The organism is Microterricola viridarii, from assembly GCF_001542775.1.
Lineage (GTDB): Bacteria > Actinomycetota > Actinomycetes > Actinomycetales > Microbacteriaceae > Microterricola > Microterricola viridarii_A.
The window spans coordinates 437927-453540 of the sequence record NZ_CP014145.1 but is presented as its reverse complement, the minus strand read 5'-3'; the positions used below and the strand labels follow the sequence as shown (position 1 = coordinate 453540).

At 68.5% G+C, this 15614-nt stretch carries 13 protein-coding genes and 1 pseudogene; 2 read left to right on the top strand and 12 right to left on the bottom strand.

Features of this window, described 5'->3' with window-relative positions; all coding sequences use genetic code 11:
* Window positions 1–10: 10 nt before the first annotated feature.
* The 7 genes from AWU67_RS02050 to AWU67_RS02020 all read right to left on the bottom strand — a co-directional run bounded on the left by AWU67_RS02050 (window position 11) and on the right by AWU67_RS02020 (window position 7580).
* Window positions 11–1162: a glycosyltransferase family 4 protein gene (locus tag AWU67_RS02050; RefSeq protein ID WP_067226095.1), complete on the bottom strand. Its 1152-nt coding sequence runs from the start codon at window positions 1160–1162 to the stop codon at window positions 11–13.
* A complete protein-coding gene (locus AWU67_RS02045) occupies window positions 1155–2471 on the bottom strand; it encodes a DUF2142 domain-containing protein (RefSeq protein WP_067226091.1) in 1317 nt (438 codons plus the stop codon). The genes AWU67_RS02050 and AWU67_RS02045 overlap by 8 nt, the downstream gene beginning before the upstream one ends.
* Before the next feature lie 322 nt (window positions 2472–2793).
* Window positions 2794–4197 carry a hypothetical protein gene (locus tag AWU67_RS02040; protein ID WP_067226088.1) on the bottom strand — a complete coding sequence of 468 codons (1404 nt, stop codon included), beginning with the start codon at window positions 4195–4197 and terminating at the stop codon, window positions 2794–2796.
* A 67-nt stretch (window positions 4198–4264) separates the two neighbouring features.
* A complete protein-coding gene (gene galE, locus AWU67_RS02035; protein WP_067226086.1) occupies window positions 4265–5233 on the bottom strand; it encodes a UDP-glucose 4-epimerase GalE in 969 nt (322 codons plus the stop codon).
* 29 nt (window positions 5234–5262) lie between these two features.
* Window positions 5263–5661 carry a DUF2304 domain-containing protein gene (locus AWU67_RS02030; protein WP_082716707.1) on the bottom strand — a complete coding sequence of 133 codons (399 nt, stop codon included), beginning with the start codon at window positions 5659–5661 and terminating at the stop codon, window positions 5263–5265.
* Between the two features lie 8 nt (window positions 5662–5669).
* Entirely contained in the window at window positions 5670–6392 is a 723-nt protein-coding gene (locus AWU67_RS02025; protein WP_425339192.1) for a glycosyltransferase family 2 protein, read from the bottom strand.
* Between the two features lie 48 nt (window positions 6393–6440).
* On the bottom strand, window positions 6441–7580 hold the full coding sequence (locus AWU67_RS02020; protein ID WP_082716706.1) for a glycosyltransferase: 1140 nt from the start codon (window positions 7578–7580) through the stop codon (window positions 6441–6443).
* A gap of 95 nt (window positions 7581–7675) precedes the next feature.
* Here AWU67_RS02020 and AWU67_RS02015 point away from each other — a divergent pair, with 95 nt between their 5' ends.
* Entirely contained in the window at window positions 7676–8833 is a 1158-nt protein-coding gene (locus AWU67_RS02015) for a glycosyltransferase (protein ID WP_067226083.1), read from the top strand.
* On the opposite strand, the gene AWU67_RS02010 is transcribed toward AWU67_RS02015, so the two are convergent.
* The 5 genes from AWU67_RS02010 to AWU67_RS01990 are packed head-to-tail and all read right to left on the bottom strand — an operon-like array spanning window position 8830 to window position 14188.
* Window positions 8830–9996, bottom strand: a complete 1167-nt coding sequence (locus AWU67_RS02010) for a glycosyltransferase (RefSeq protein WP_082716705.1) — start codon at window positions 9994–9996, stop codon at window positions 8830–8832. The genes AWU67_RS02015 and AWU67_RS02010 overlap by 4 nt on opposite strands.
* Window positions 9997–9998: 2 nt before the next feature.
* On the bottom strand, window positions 9999–10985 hold the full coding sequence (locus AWU67_RS02005) for a Gfo/Idh/MocA family protein (RefSeq protein WP_067226080.1): 987 nt from the start codon (window positions 10983–10985) through the stop codon (window positions 9999–10001).
* Window positions 10985–12034 carry a DegT/DnrJ/EryC1/StrS family aminotransferase gene (locus tag AWU67_RS02000; protein ID WP_067231915.1) on the bottom strand — a complete coding sequence of 350 codons (1050 nt, stop codon included), beginning with the start codon at window positions 12032–12034 and terminating at the stop codon, window positions 10985–10987. The genes AWU67_RS02005 and AWU67_RS02000 overlap by 1 nt, the downstream gene beginning before the upstream one ends.
* Window positions 12035–12078: 44 nt before the next feature.
* The gene (locus AWU67_RS01995; protein WP_067226077.1) at window positions 12079–12678 is read right to left on the bottom strand and encodes an acyltransferase; all 600 of its coding nucleotides are present in this window, start codon (window positions 12676–12678) and stop codon (window positions 12079–12081) included.
* Window positions 12679–12703: 25 nt separating this feature from the next.
* Window positions 12704–14188: a lipopolysaccharide biosynthesis protein gene (locus AWU67_RS01990; RefSeq protein WP_129586608.1), complete on the bottom strand. Its 1485-nt coding sequence runs from the start codon at window positions 14186–14188 to the stop codon at window positions 12704–12706.
* Window positions 14189–14316: 128 nt separating this feature from the next.
* Here AWU67_RS01990 and AWU67_RS01985 point away from each other — a divergent pair.
* A pseudogene (locus AWU67_RS01985) lies at window positions 14317–15611 on the top strand (nucleotide sugar dehydrogenase).
* Window positions 15612–15614: the final 3 nt, after the last annotated feature.

The following is a 15614-nucleotide window of genomic DNA, read 5'->3' as shown; positions in this document are numbered from 1 at the left end:
GCGGCGAGGGTTAGCGCGCCTTCGCCCGTTCCAGGATCTGGGCGACGGATGCCGCGAGCCCGTGCTCGGCGCGTTCCCGCTCGAACCAGGCCAGCGTGGACGCGCGCAGCTCCGTGCCGCCCTGCACGGCTCGAACGATGGCCGCGCCCAGCACCTCGGGGTCGACCGACGCGGCGATGATGCCGTTCACGCCGTCGTGCACGAGCTCGGCGGCCGCGTTGTCCTCCCCCGCGACGACGACGCTGGGCGTCGCCACGGCGGCGGCCTCGGCGATGACCAGGCCGAAGCCCTCCCTGGCAGACGGGTTGACGAGCGCACTGGCGCCCCGGAAGGCGAGGTCGAGCGTCTCATCGTCGACCCGGCCCAGGAACTCCACGGCGTCGTCCAGGCCGAGCTCGTGCACGCGCGCGCGCACTGCCGCCGTCTCCGGGCCGCTGCCGACGATCTTCAGAGTCAGCCCCGGAACACTCCGGCGGGCGACGGCCAGCGCCGCCGGCAGCGCGTCGAGGCGCTTGTCGGCGATGTGGCGGCCGACGAAGAGCAGCCGCGGGGGCCCGACACGGCTGGTGCCGGCATCCGGCACCTCACCGACCAGGTCGACGAGGCCCAGCACGATCGGATCGGCCGCCGGCCGGTAGCGGCGCACTCTCGCTCGGGTGAACCCACTGTTCACGGTCTGTAGCCGGCCCACCCGCAGGCCGAACCACTGCAGGGTGCTGGCGATGGTGCCGACGAGCGCTCCGGAGTAGCTGCGCCACTTGCGCCAGCTCCACACCTCGAGCCAATCGGTCACGACGAAGGTGCGCGTGCCGAGCAGGGCCAAGCGCACAGCGAACACGTTGAGCACCGGCAGCGCACTGACCAGCACGGTGTCGTGTTCTGAGCGGTGGCGGGCGAAGTAGCGAAACAGCGCGGCGGCGAAGCGGACGGCACTGCCCATGGTGCGCGTTCCGTGCGCGTCGTAGATCTCACCGGACCAGACCGGCCGCACCGTGAACGCCGCGGCGGGCTCCGCCCCGTCTGCCCACTGCCGGCGGGTCACATAGTCCACCGTGCAGCCATTCTCACTGAGCAGCTCGGCCATGCGTCGGTAGACACGCTCCCCTCCGCCGGTGTTCACCGGGTACAGGCAGTCGTACGCGATGGCGACGCGTTCAGCCACGTGACGCAGCCGCCACTGCCGGGGGTTCCGAGTCGATCGGGTGCGCGGCCAGGCGACCGGCCCAGACGACGAAGGCGACAGACACGGCCGCGTAGGCGAGCACCAACGGCAGCCAGCCGAGCGGGGGCTGCCAAACCGGGTTGGCGAACATCTCGGCGAACGGCTGGGCCGTGCCCGTGACGTAGCGGCGCATCACCCAGAGGAAGGCGAAGCTGCCGTAGGCCGCGAGCAGGCCGAGACCGATCCAGTTCATGCGGGGCGAGAGGAAGCGCAGCCGGTCGCCGGCCGGGCCGGAGAGCACCCAGGCGGCGAAGATGGGGATCGCGAGGTAGAGGAAGATGCCGTAGCGGCCCTGCCAGATCAGGCCGGTGCGGCTGACCTGAACGCCCTGCACGATGGCGGGCAGCAGGATGGCCAGCGCGATCACACCGATCATCACCCACATGCTGCGGCGGTCGGTCGCGGCCAGGGCCAGCAGCACAAGAACGCCGAGAACGACGTAGAGCAGGATGTAGGCCTCGTTCGGCAGCGGGGTGTCCAGCCAGCCGAAGAACCCGACGGCCTGCTGCACCCATTCCCCGGTGCGCCGGAGCATCGCGGTGATCCCGGCGAGCGCTGAACCGCCGACGAGCGGCGCATCGCTCTCGCCAGCCTGCCCGCCGAGCGCCCCGGTCGCGAGCGTCCAGATGCCGGCGAAGAGCGAGCCGGCGGCGATGGCGCCCAGCCAGGGGTAACTCGCGCCGCGCAGGAACAGTGCCTTCGTCGGCCCCCAGCCCGCCGCGATGCAGCAGGTCAGCACGATCGTGATCAGCCAGAGCGGCCCAACGGCCCGTGCGTTCACGAGAAGGATGCTGGCGACCGTGACGATGGTCCAGAGGTAGCGGGTGGGCAACAGGCTGTCGATCGCGGATGCCGGCACACGATGGCGTTCCAGCAGGCGCAGCAGCGCGATCCACAGGGCGGCCGCCGACGCGATCTCCACGCCGTTGGGGTTCACCGAGCCGACGAAGTAGAGCACCATCGGCGTCGCGACGAAAGCGAGGCCGAGCGGCATCCACCGGTTGGACCGGGCTGACACACCGGCCTGGAACGCCCAGGCGAGCAACACGGAGCCGAGCAGGGCGCTCACGATGCGCATCGCGTAGACGCCGACGGCTGCGTTGTCGAAGATCAGGCTGGGCCAGCCGACAAGGTAGTAGTACAGCGGGTTGTAGGTGCCGACCCAGGTCGAGAAGAAGTCCTGCCCGCTGCCGTCGCCGACCGCTGCAGCGCAGTGCGCCGAGCTCTCCGGAACGAACAGATAACACATGGTGCTGTGGTTGTACTCGTACCCGGGGGCAGCTCGACGACGATGAACGGTTCTCCCGGCTCATTCTCGCCGATGACCTGCCCGTGCAGCTGCGCGACAGCCTTCGCCACATGGGCGTTCTCGTCTGGAACGGAGTAGAGCGGGCTGGCCAGGGCCCACAGCGTTGCCAGAAGTGCGAACACCGCGAAGGCCGGCCAGAACGCCCGCCGCGCCTTCCCCGGTGCAAGGCTCACGTCACGGTTGTGCTGCTTCCCCACCGAACAGACTCCATTCTGAGCCGGCATCCACCGACGATCTTCACGCATGATTCGCGGTACAGAGACTATGCGTAGCGTGCTGCGAAAACGCAGACAAATGCGAGCAGCAGCACGCCATAGCTCAGGACCAGGCCGCGTGCGGCCTTCGAAGTCATGATCATACCGATCGCCAGCAGGAATCCCGGCAGCACGGACGCACCATAGCGCGGCGGAAGCTGGATGTGGATGCCCTCGAGCAGCACCATCGCCAGCACGAGGATCGGCGCGAAGAGAGTGGAGGAGACGGCGACCGTCCACGCCAGCGAGTTCTCGAGCACGCCGGTCTTCTTGATCATCAGCCAGCCGACGACACCGGCGATGCAGAGCCACGAGGCGGGGAGGATGAGGTGCTCTGGAATCGTGTAGGCAAAGGCTCCACCACTGCCGGTCACATGCACATTGGAGATGAGCGTTCCCGGCAAGAAGTTGAGCAGCTCCATCTCGAGGCCCATCTCGCGCAGGCTCGGGCGGTTGAGGATATCGACGTAGGGAGGAGGGCCGACGGCGATGGCCGAGCGGATCATCAACCAGACGTACTCGAGCACGAGGGAGACGATCACCATCAGCGAGGCGATCAGCAGGAGCCGGAACGGGCTCCGCGCCTGCCCCTCTTCCAGTCGTCCACGACGGGCCTGCACGAGGTTGGTCACCGCGATGATGAGGAACAACAGCGCCACAACGCCGACGGCGAGAATATTCGACACCTTGAAGAGCACCGCGATGCCGGCGACGGCGACCATCCACCAGGGTGAACCGCTCCCCTGCAGGTATCGGATGGCGCCCCAGAGCAGCAGCACGCCGAAGAAGAACGACGGCGCGTCGGTGCTGACGTAGGTGTAGGTCCACCAGGCGAACGGTGTGGCGATGAACACCAGACCGATCGCGAGGATGGCGATCTTGTGCACCTTCATGGCACGCCCGAGCAGGTAGAACACAACGAGCGATGCCGCGAGCCAGAAGAAGCCCGTCATCCGGAAAGCCTGCAGGTCGTTCAGGCCCGTGACGAGCCGGATGCCCTTGCCGAGCAGCCAGGTGAGCACGAAGTAGAGCGGCGTGTACCCGTCGGCGGAGGTCAACCCGCCGTACGGGTAGGTGGAGCGCTGAGCCTCGTAGTCCGAGCCGCATGGCGCACCCATCGCCCCGTAGGGGGTGACGCCCTGGCACGACATCATCTCCAGCGCGCGATGGCCGATCGGCTCACCCCTGACCATGATCAGGTCACCGGGCATCTTGAACAGATAGTCCAGGTACACCCACTCGTCGATCGGCGACGCCATGCCGTTGTGGTGCAGGCCCACCGACGCGACCATGATCAGTGCGGCGAGGACGAGCGCCGACGGCACGCCGAACCGCGACACGTATGGGGCCATCCGCTGGCCTGCGAGCCGCAGTCTGGACGTGGTGCTCGTCGCCGTCTGCTCAGCGCTCATCGCGGTGTCCTCATAGATTCATTACTCCCGAATAATTGTTGGGCGACTGCTGGGGCCAGGCAGAGCGCTACGGCGCCGAGTGTTGCGCGTTCCACGCGGACTCCACCATCTCGCGAATGTCGTGACGGCCGTGCCAGCCGAGGCGGCTGCCAATGAGCTGGGCCGACGCCACGACGGATGCGGGGTCTCCCTCCCGGCGCGGGCATTCCAGCACCGGCCCAGAATAGCCAGCCACGTCGCAGATCAGTTGCACGATCTCTCTGACAGATGTGCCGTGCCCCGTTCCGATGTTGTAGATCTCATGCCCACGCTCTTGCGCTCCGAGCGAGTCGAGGGCGACGAGGTGCGCGTCGGCGACGTCGAGCACGTGCACGTAGTCTCGCACGCACGTGCCATCGGTGGTCGGGTAATCCGTGCCGAAGATCTGCGGGGGCAGGCCGGCTTCCAGCCGCTCGAAGACCATGGGGATCAGGTTGAGTGCGGCGTGGTCGCGGAGTTCCGGCCAGCCGGTTCCCGCCACGTTGAAGTAGCGCAGGCTCACCGCCCGCAGCTCGAATGCGGCCGCGGCGGCGGTCACCAGGTGCTCACCGACAAGCTTGGTCTCGCCGTAGGGGTTGATGGGGGACGTCTCGGAGTCTTCGCCGATGGCATCGCCCTCCGTCGCGCCGTAGACGGCCGCCGAGGAGGAGAAGAGGAGTTTTCCGACGCCGGCCTGCTGCATCGCCTCGAGGACAGCTGCCAGCCCGCCGATGTTCTGGGCGAAGTACCAGGCGGGACGCCGCACGGATTCATCGACCCGTTTGCGGGCTGCGAGGTGCACGACGGCCTCGACCCGGTGTTCACGCATCACGGTGACGAGGGAGTCGACGGCGCCGTCCGCGGTCAGGTCCAGCACGTGCACGGGCACGTCAGCGACCCGGGAACGGGACCCGGTTGCCAAGTCATCGACGATCACGACGTCGTCGCCGCGCTCGCGCAACAGGCGAACGATGTGGGCGCCGATGTAGCCAGCCCCACCGGTAATCAGAGTTCTCACACGTTCAACCCTAGGCTAGGCCCACCGGGCTACCGGTCGCCCGCCGTCTCGTCGCGGTCATTGTCCCCACCCGGGGTGTTGCCGGCGGGGGTCAGCGCCTGCATGAGCGCAAGCTGTCTGGCCAGCGCCGTGATCTGGCGTTCCGTGTTGCGCTGGCGCCGTTGCACGATCAGGGTGTTGCCGACGAACACGACGATCAGGCCGTACAGGAGCAGGTCTGTTCCACGCCCGACACCCAGGATGTTGGCGACGCTGTTGACCGCGCCGGGGAAGATCACGGCGAGCACGGTGACCACCAACAGACCGGCCATGGCCAAGCGTCGCAACGCGGTGTGCCGCACCCCGCGGCCCGGAACCATCAGGAAGATTCCAAACACCGCGAATACGACGATCAAGACAACCTTGATCGCAAGCTGGTCGCCGCCCATGTTCGCTCCTACTTGATGAAAAGGTCGTTGAGAATGTTGATCGAGTTCCAGATCGACTGGCCCTTCGACCGCGAATAGTCGGTGTAGATAACGTGCACCGACTGTTCCGCGTAGCGCAGATTCTTGCGGCCGATCTCGAAGACGATCTCGGAGGCGTGGGCCATCCGGTTCTGTTCGATCTGGATCACCGACGCCGCGTGCCGGTTCAGCGCACGCAGCCCGTTGTGCGCGTCGGTGAGCCGCACCCCGGTGCTCACCCGCTCGAAGAAGATGGCGAGCTTCAGCACGAGCTTCTTGACCCGGCCCGGCTGGGTTCGATCGTCGAGGAAGCGCGATCCGACGACGATGTCGAGCGGCTCGTCTTCGAGGCGCTGCACCATGGCGAGCGCGTCGGAGACCTGGTGCTGGCCGTCGGAGTCGAAGGTCACGAAGTAGTCGGCGTGCGGGTCGCGCAGCGCGAAGTCGAGCCCGGTGCGCAGTGCTGCGCCCTGCCCGAGATTGATGGGATGCCGCACAACGACGGCTCCGGCCGCTGCGGCCTCCCGCACCGAGTCGTCGGTGCTTCCGTCATCCACGCAGACGATGTGCGGGAACGTCTTGATTGCCTCCGCAATCACCGAGCGCACAACCGTCGCCTCGTTGTAGAGGGGCACGATGAGCCACGTGCGCGACTCAATACTGGTGCTGATGAGGTGCTCCTTCAATCCGTGCTCGACGACTCCATTGCCCACAATGGATTCCTGCCAGCGAGCCGGCGAGAGACCCAAGTCTAAACGTTCCTAGCTGAGTGGCGTCTCTGGCCGCCCCGCGGCGGCAGCCGCGTAGGTGCGCGAGAGCTCCTCGGCGCTTCGGGCCAGGCTGCGCTCGTTCACCGCGAAAGCGCGGGCGGCCACTCGCATCGCCGCGTACTCGCCGGCGGGCAGGGCCAAAACCGTGCCGAGGGCAGCGGTGAGCTCGGCGACGTTCTTCTCGGCGGCGAGCAGCCCGCTCAGACCCTCCGCCATCATCTCGGGCGCTCCGCCACTCCGGTAGGCGACGGCGGGGGTGCCGCAGGCCTGCGCCTCGAGCAGCACGAGGCCGGCGGCCTCCCGCCAGCCGTTGGTCTCCTGCGTCGGCAACACGAGCACGTGCGCGCGGCGCATCTCCTCGCGGATCTCGTCGCGCGGGATCGACCCGGTCACGCGCACCCGGCCCGTGGCGACGCGCTCAGACAACTGCGCGCGGAGCGGCCCGTCACCGACGACGACCAGCTCGTGCGGGTGGCTCGCCTGCAGACGGTCAGAGGCTTCGAGCAGGTCTGGCAGCCCTTTGCGGGCCGAGAGCGCCCCGACGAAGAGCACGATGGGGACGCGGGCGCGGGAGTCCCCCCGGGCGGCCGGGCTGAAGTAGTCGGTGTCGATGCCCTGGTAATGCACCTGGATCTTGTGGGCGGGGACGCCGGCTGCCCGCGCCTGGCCGGCCAGGTACTGGCTCACGGCGAGCACGACTGTGCTCTGCGCCGCCGCCGCCCGGAAGTTGCGCTGGTGCCAGCGCTTCATGGCCGTGTCGGCCGGCCCGAGCGCGGTGAAAACGTCGATGCCGTGCAGCGTGGTGATCAGCGGCGCTCCGGTCCGTTTGGATGCAGCGACGGCGGCGAGCGACCAGGTCGCGAAGTGCTGGTGGATCACATCGGGACGGAAGCGCTGGATGAGACCGCGCATCCGGCCGAGGAACAGCGGCATCACCAGTTCGCGCTGGCGGAACGGGAGCGATCGGAGCGGGACGGCCTCGATGATCGGCACGGTGACCGCGGGATCCGTGACCTGGGCGACGTAGCAGAAGAAGCGGAACTCATGCTCGCCCTGAAGCCGGAGTGCGTGACTGACCGCGAAGTAGGTCGGCGGGATCCTCAGAGTGCTCTTGGTGATCGCGACGCGCACGGTGCTGCCTCTTCAAGTCGATATCAGTGGGGTCGTCCCAGCCTAGGCCAGCCGCGCCCGGGGGCCGCCGAACCGCGCGGCCTACACTTGTCCATATGCCTCGCCGCCCCCGCATCCTCTCCATTTCCTTCTCGAACTTCCCCTCGGACGCCCGTGTGCTGCGCCAGCTCCGCGTGTTGCAGGAGTTCGGCGACGTGACCACCCTCGGCTATGGTTCGGCGCCCAGCGGTGTCGCCGCCCACCTCTCAATCGACCCGTCACTGCCCTCGCTGCCGCAGACGATTCCGGGGGTGGTGAACTTGGCGTTGCGCCGTTTCACCGCAGCCGAGATGCTGGCCCCGGCGGCCCGGGCGGCCCTCGCTGCGGTCGGCGAGCAGCGATTCGACCTGATCGTGGCCAACGAGGCCCGCGCCCTCCCCCTGGCGCACGCCGTCGCGCACGGGGCCCCGGTCTGGGGCGATATGCACGAGTGGGCGCCGGAGGAGCGCACCCACGTCCTGTCCTGGCGGCTGCTGGTCGCGCCGTTCATGCGGGCGCTCTGCGCCAAGTACCTCCCCCGCACCGCGGCGATCACCACCGTCAACGAGTCGATCGCGCGGCTGTATCGCGAGCAGTTCGGTGTGGACGTCTCTGTCGTGCGCAACGCGATCCCGTTCCAGGACCTGGCCCCGTCTCCGCTCCAGCCGGGCCGGATCAGGCTGGTGCACAGCGGCGCGGCCATCCCCGGACGCAGTATCGAGAACCTGATCGAGGCGACGCTTCTCCTCGACGAACGGTTCAGCCTCGACCTGTACCTCGTCAAGGGCGGCGACGGCGGGCGCTACTGGCAGCAGTTGAAGGATCAGGCCGGCGGCAGCGGGCGCATCACCTTCCACCCGGCGGTGAAGCCGGAGGAACTGCCGGCCACGCTCAACGCCTACGACCTCGGTGTCTTCATCCTGCCGCCGCACACCGCCAACCACCGCTACATGCTTCCGAACAAGTTCTTCGACTTTGTGCAGGCGCGCCTCGGCCTGGTCTTCAGCAGCGCCGTCGAGACGGATGCCCTGATCACGCAGTACGGTCTGGGCCGGATCAGCGCCGACTTCACAACGCAGGGACTGGTCGACGTGCTCGCCGGGCTCAGCTCAGAGCAGGTGGAGGCGTTCAAGCAGGCGTCGTCGCAGGCGGCGGCCGTGCTCAATTCGCAGCAGGACGAGGACGTCGAGCGCGCGCTGCTCACGCGGCTGCTCGACGGCGTTCCGACCGACTAGGCGGGAAGCACTCCACGCACCGCGCGCACCGCGTTGGCCGCGACGGCCGTCAGCGAGTAGTTGTCACGGACCCAGTTCGACAGTCGCGCCCGCTCGTCCGCGTCCCGAGAGGCGGCAGCGCCGGCCAGTGCCGCCCGCATCGCATCAGCGACCTCGTCTGCGGCCCAGTCGGTCGCCCAGCCCAGGCGGTGCTCGCGCACGAGCGCGGCGGCGGGCCCGACTCCGGCGTACACGACGGGTGTACCGGTGCTGATGCTCGCAAAGGTCTTCGTGGCGAAGGCGAAGTCGTAGCCGCGTCCCGGGCGGACCGAGGCCAGACCGGCTACGGCCCCGCGCAGCCACCGTGCCGCCTCTGCGCCCGGCCTGCTGCCCAGAAAGTCGATGCGCTCCCCGAACCCGGATTCCTGTGCGCGGCGTTGCAGCGCGTCCAGTTCCGTGCCCCCGCCCAGCAGCACCAGCCGGGCGCTCGGGTGTTCGGCGGCCACGACGGCGAAGGCGTCGAGGAAGACGCCGGCTCCCTGAATCTCGGACATCGTGCCTGCGTAGGCGAAGTAGGGCGCGTCACAATCCGGGAGCGCGCCATCCAACGCGAAGGTGGCCGTGTCGATGCCGGTGCCGACGACGGCGACCTGGTTCGGCCGCACGCCGAGGGTCTGGACCTCGTCGCGCACGCCGTCCGAGACGGCCAGCACGAGCGCCGCGCCACGCAGCACCCAACTCTCGACCGCCCGAAGCACCCGGACGATGACCGGGTTGACGCCGATCCCCGCGGCCGCGCTCGACGAGACATCCGCCGCGAAGTAGACATAGGGGATGCCGCGCAGCCGGGCCGAGATGCGCACGATCACGCCGGTCGTCGGCGGCGGCTCGACGATCAGGGCGCGCGGGTTGCGCACACCCCAGAGCCGAAAGAACAACGGAATGTCGAAGCTGGCGTATTGCAGGTAGCCGCGCACGGCGCCCGATGAGTCACGGAGCACCGGCCACCGCCTCACGGTGGGCGTGCTCGCAACCGCAGGCACCGGCTGCGACGTGACAACCACTGTCTCGATACCGGAGTCGATCAACTCGCCGACGAGCGCGGCGAGCCGGTACGCCGCCGCGCCGCCTTCTGGGGCGTAGATGCGGCTCGCCACGACAACAGGCCGCGTTCGCTTAGCCATTCCTAGAGCAGCACAACCGAGTTCTCGGCGGCGGACGCGAGAACAGCCTCGGCAACCTCCAAAGTCGCCAGCCCCTCGCGCAGCGTGACGATGCCGGAGGGCCGGCCGAGCACTGCGTCCCTGAACGCCTCGTGCTCCGCACGCAGCGGCTCCATCTTGACCAGTGCGAACCGGGTGACCGGGCCCTCTGAGACTCCGCGGAACGCCGCGATCGAGTCCCACTGGGTGTTGACGGTGCCATTCTCATAGAACGTCAGGTCGGCGGTCGCCGTGTCTGCGATGAATGCGCCGCGCTCCCCGGTCACGACCGTGATCCGTTCCTTCATCGGGGAGAGCCAGTTCACGAGGTGGCTGGTGATGACGCCGTTGGTGAGTTCGGCCGAGATCGTCACCATGTCCTCATGCTGCCGCCCGCTCCGAGTGGTGGTGCGCGCGTGCACCGAGTGGTACGCGCTCTGCGCCAGCCAGGCGGTGAGGTCGATGTCGTGCGTTGCCAGGTCCTTGACGACTCCGACGTCGGCGATGCGCGAGGGGAACGGGCCCTGCCTGCGGGTGGTGATCTGGTACACCTGGCCCAAGTCGCCCGCTTCGAGGCGTGCCCGCAGGCTCTGCAGGGCCGGGTTGAACCGCTCGATGTGGCCGACAGCGCCGACGAGGCCGCGAGCCTCGAAAGCATCGACGATGCGCGCGCCCTCGGCGCGGCTGCTCGCGATGGGCTTCTCGATCAGGGCGTGGATGCCGGCCTCGGCCAGTTCCAGTGCGACGGCTTCGTGGAAGGCTGTGGGAACGGCGACGACGGCGCTGTCGATCCCCTGCGCGATGAGCTCGGAGACGCTGCCGCAGACGGGAAGTCCTCCCGCCACCCCATGGGGATCACCCTGGGCATCCGCGACGCCAGCCAGTTCGAGGCCGTCCACCTCACGGATCACCCGCGCGTGGTGGCGTCCCATCATTCCGAGCCCGATGAGCCCGACTCTGAGGTCGGCCATCAGCTTCCGGCCTTCGCCAGGGTGTTGACCGCGGTCACGATGCGGTCCAGGTCGGCCGGCGACAGGGAGGGGTGCACCGGCAACGAGAGCACTTCGCGGGAGGCGCGCTCGGTCTCTGGCAGGTCCTCGACCCGGTTGAAGCTCGGCAGGCGGTGGTTCGGGATCGGGTAGTAGACGCCGGAGCCGATCGCGTACTCCTCGCGCAGCGCGGTCGCGAAGCCGTCGCGGTCTTCCGGCACGCGGATCGTGTACTGGTGGTAGACGTGCTCGGCACCCGCGGCGACGGCCGGGGTGATGACGCCGGTCAGCTCGCGGTCGAAGAGAGCGGCATTGGCCCGCCGTGTCGCGGTCCACCCGCCGACCTTCTTCAGCTGCACGCGGCCGATCGCCGCGTGGATGTTGGTCATCCGGGCGTTGAAGCCGACGAGCTCGTTCTGGTACTGCTTCTCCATGCCCTGGTTGCGCAGCAGACGCACCCGGCGGTCCACATCGGGGTCGGATGAGGAGACCATGCCACCCTCACCGGAGGTCATGTTCTTGGTCGGGTACAGGCTGAACATTCCGAACGTGCCGAATGTACCGACGCGGCGTCCGTCCAGGCTCGCACCGTGCGCCTGCGCGGCGTCCTCGAAGATCTGCAGGCCCCGCTCGGCGGCGAGCGCGCCCAGGGCGTTCATGTCGGCCGGGTGCCCGTACAGGTGCACCGGCATGATCCCGACGGTGCGCTCGGTGATCACCGACGCCACGGCCTGCGGGTCGAGGCAGAAGTGGTCGGGCTCGATGTCGGCGAACACCGGGGTGGCGCCGGTGAGGGCGACGGAGTTCGCCGTCGCCGCGAAGGTGAAGGAAGGAACGATGACCTCATCGCCCGGGCCGACACCGGCCGCGAGCAGTCCCAGGTGCAGTCCGGCGGTTCCCGAGTTGACGGCGGCGACCGCGCGGCCGTCCAGCAGCTCGGCCGAGAACTCGCGCTCGAACGATGCCACCTCTTCGCCCTGTGCCAGCATGCCGCCGGCGAGGACGGCGTCAACGGCCTCGCGTTCTTCCATTCCGACGATCGGCTTTGCTGCCGGGATGAACTCTTGCTCCGCGCTCACGCGTGTACCTCTTTCAACTCTTCGCCATCTTCAACGTATTCGGCCCCGGTCGCCGGGCACACCCAGACGCCGTCGCGCAGTTCCAACGGCACTCCGGCCCGGCCAACCCAGCGGATCCGGCGGGCGGGCGAACCCGCCACCAGTGCGAAGTCGGGCACATCGCGCGTGACGACGGCTCCGGCGGCAACGGTGGCCCACCGTCCGATCGTCACGGGGGCGATGCACACGGCGCGCGCTCCGATTGAGGCGCCGTCGTGGATGGTCACGCCGACGGCGGTCCAGTCATCTGCGCTCTTCAGGCTGCCGTCCGGTGCTACTGCACGCGGGTAGGTGTCGTTCGTCAGCACCACGGCGGGGCCGATGAACACGCCATGCCCGAGCTTGGCCGGCTCGTACACCAGCGCGTAGTTCTGCACCTTGCAATTGTCGCCCATCTCGACGCCGGTGCCGATGTAGGCGCCGCGACCGACGATGCAGTTCTCGCCGAGCTGTGCGGCTTCCCTCACCTGGGCCAGGTGCCAAATCTTCGAGCCGTCTCCAATGACGGCGGATTCAGCGACATCCGCCCCCGGTGCAACGAATACCACGTCAGTCATGACCTTTCTGAGAGGCGGGGCGAGCTCAGATGCGCAACCGCCGCATAGAACCTATCATGCGCACCTCAGGCCACATCAGGCCGAGCCAGATGATCGCGAACACCGCAGCGGTGCCCACCGTTGCCCATGCGGGCACTCCCCAGAGCTCGTCGAGAACGATCAGCGCTGCAGCGCATCCAACCCCGAACAGAGCACGGAGGAACGTCCATCCCCAGCGCATGCCCTCGCGCACCCAGACCCAGATGATCGGGGCCAGGCCAATGATGACCGCCCCGGCCAGATAGCCCGCCGCGACCGCGGTGATCCCGCCACCCGGAACGGTCAGAGCCATGGTGCAGAGCCCGATAACCATGCCGACGACGCTGAACAGGGCCGGCAGGCGCACACCGGACTGCGTGCCGGCGCTCAGCGCATTGACCACGCCGATGTTCACCGTGACGAGGAAACAAGCGGCCAGGAGGATGACGAGCGGCACGAAGGCGTCGGCGTAGCGCGCACCGAAGGCGATGACGATGACGAGCTTGCCGACAATCGCGAGCGCGCCGAACAGCAGACCCATGGCCGCCACCAGGCCCCGCGTTGACAGGTCGGTCTGCGCGCGCACCGAGGCGTGGTCCGCGCGCCCGGTGGCCCGCGCCATTGAGGGGAAGAGCACCAGCGAGAAGGAACGGGCGAGCATGGAGAGCGGCGTGGCCAAGGTCAGCGCGACGGCGTAGAGCGCCGCGTCCTCCGGGCTGCTCGTTCCGTGCGCCACCAACATGCTCAGCTGCAACAGACCGGTGCTGGCGAGCGTGCCGATGACCGTCCAGAAGGTGAAGTGGTTGATCTCCGAACGGAGCGCGGCCGGGAGCGATCCGCTCTTCTCCCCGCGGGGCCACCCGCAGATGGCGTACAGCGCGTAGCCGGCCGTCAGAGGCGCGAGCAGGAGCGCGTCCGCGCCGGCCACGATGACGACGACCAGCAGGGCGAGCGCGACAATCGCCGAAATGCCATCCCAGAGGGTGGCTCTGGCGACCTGCTGCACGGCGAAGTGCAGGCCACGCACGTAGGTGTAACCGGACCAGGCGAGCACCAGCAAGGTGACCAGGATGGCGGCTCCGAGGTCCTGCCGGTCTTGGAACAACCATGAGAAGGCGCCGGCGCCAACACCGAGCACGCCGGCCGCCACCATCGAGACGCGTCCCAGGTGCTTGGCCACGGCCAACGCCAGCGGCGCGTCGCCGGCGCCATGGGCGCGGGACACGAACTTCGTCGCCGCGGTGGCAGTGGCCGTCGGCCAGAGCAGGCTGACGAAGAGCGCGAGCGAGATGGCGCTGTTGGTCGCTGCGAGCAGCGCCGGCGTGAGGAAGCGCCCGATCAAAACGCTGTACAGGAAGCGGACGCCACCCTGCAGCATGACGCCGACGAGCGAGAGGGCTCCGCGGTGCGCCAGGCCGATTCCCTCGCTCCGGCGGAGGTCGAGTCGGCCGAGAAGCCGCGCTCGAAGATCGCCGTTCACCGTAGCTGCCATGCGGTCAACGTTAGCCCCTGCCGCCCCGGCGCCCCCTGTGCCAGCCCCAGCCACGCCGTTCAGCCGCTCGCCCTAGAATGGTCACACCACGGGTGCGTCCACCCACAGCCCGAAGGAATATAGGCAACATGAAAATCGCGGTCATTGCTCTCGGAAAAATCGGCCTTCCCCTTGCCGTACAGTTCGCGTCACGAGGCCACGAGGTGGTCGGCGTTGACGTCAATGCGCAGACCGTAGCCGAGGTCGCAGCCGGCCGAGTGCCATTCCCCGGCGAGGCCGAATTGCCCGAGCGGCTGAGCGCCGTCATCGAATCCGGGGCGCTGCGCGCGACGCAGGACTACGCGGACGCCGTTCCGGACGCCGATGCCGTCGTCATCGTCGTCCCGCTCGTCGTCGACCTCGATGCGCGCCCGGACTTCACCTGGATGGACGCCGCAACCCGGCAGCTCGGCGAACACCTCACGCCCGGCACTCTCGTCTCCTACGAGACCACTCTGCCGGTCGGCACGACACGGGAACGCTGGGTGCCCATGCTGGAGGAGACCTCTGGCCTGCGCGAGGGTGCCGACTTCCACGTTGTGTTCTCGCCGGAGCGCGTGTTGAGCGGCCGGATCTTCGCCGACCTGCGCAAGTACCCCAAGCTCATCGGCTCCCTCTCCCCGCCGGCAGCGCACTGGCCACCTCGTTCTATGAGAGCGTGCTGGAGTTCGACGAGCGTCCCGACCTGGTGCGGCCGAACGGCGTCTGGGACCTCGGCTCTGTCGAGGCCGCAGAGCTCGCGAAGCTCGCCGAAACCACGTACCGCGACGTCAACATCGGGCTGGCCAACCAGTTCGCGCGCCACGCCGAGAAGATCGGCATCGACATCTACTCGGTGATCGAGGCCTCGAACTCTCAGCCGTACAGCCACATCCACCAGCCCGGCATCGCGGTCGGCGGGCACTGCATTCCCGTGTACCCGCGGCTCTACCTGTGGAAAGACCCCGACGCGACGATTGTGCGGGCGGCACGTGAGGCGAACGCGGCCATGCCGGCCCACGCCGTCACCCTATTGGAGGGCGCATACGGCTCCATCGACGGTGCCCGCGTCGTCATCCTCGGCGCCGCCTACCGCGGCGGTGTCAAAGAGACCGCGTTCAGTGGCGTCTTCGGAACGGCGGAGGCTCTCAACGCCCGCGGCGCCCACGTGCTTGTGCACGACCCTCTCTATTCCGATGACGAGCTCCGGGCGCTCGGCTTCGAGCCGTACACCCTGGGCACGCCCATCGACGCGGCCATCGTGCAGGCGAACCACTCGGACTACTCCGCAATCGGTCCGGCCGATCTTCCCGGCGTCCGGGCATTCATCGACGGTCGCCGTGTCAGCGCCGCCGAGCAGTGGCCGGGCGTCGTGTACCGCGTCATCGGCACCGCCCAGCAGTGATCG

What these genes read in the sequence shown, in the direction of transcription:
- AWU67_RS02045 (WP_067226091.1), bottom strand. Translation starts at nt 2,471, where the DNA reads ATGTGTTATCTGTTCGTTCCGGAGAGCTCGGCGCACTGCGCTGCAGCG.
- AWU67_RS02040 (WP_067226088.1), bottom strand. Translation starts at nt 4,197, where the DNA reads ATGAGCGCTGAGCAGACGGCGACGAGCACCACGTCCAGACTGCGGCTC.
- AWU67_RS02030 (WP_082716707.1), bottom strand. Translation starts at nt 5,661, where the DNA reads ATGGGCGGCGACCAGCTTGCGATCAAGGTTGTCTTGATCGTCGTATTC.
- AWU67_RS02015 (WP_067226083.1), top strand. Translation starts at nt 7,676, where the DNA reads ATGCCTCGCCGCCCCCGCATCCTCTCCATTTCCTTCTCGAACTTCCCC.
- AWU67_RS02010 (WP_082716705.1), bottom strand. Translation starts at nt 9,996, where the DNA reads ATGGCTAAGCGAACGCGGCCTGTTGTCGTGGCGAGCCGCATCTACGCC.
- AWU67_RS02005 (WP_067226080.1), bottom strand. Translation starts at nt 10,985, where the DNA reads ATGGCCGACCTCAGAGTCGGGCTCATCGGGCTCGGAATGATGGGACGC.
- AWU67_RS02000 (WP_067231915.1), bottom strand. Translation starts at nt 12,034, where the DNA reads ATGGAAGAACGCGAGGCCGTTGACGCCGTCCTCGCCGGCGGCATGCTG.
- AWU67_RS01995 (WP_067226077.1), bottom strand. Translation starts at nt 12,678, where the DNA reads ATGACTGACGTGGTATTCGTTGCACCGGGGGCGGATGTCGCTGAATCC.
- AWU67_RS01990 (WP_129586608.1), bottom strand. Translation starts at nt 14,188, where the DNA reads ATGGCAGCTACGGTGAACGGCGATCTTCGAGCGCGGCTTCTCGGCCGA.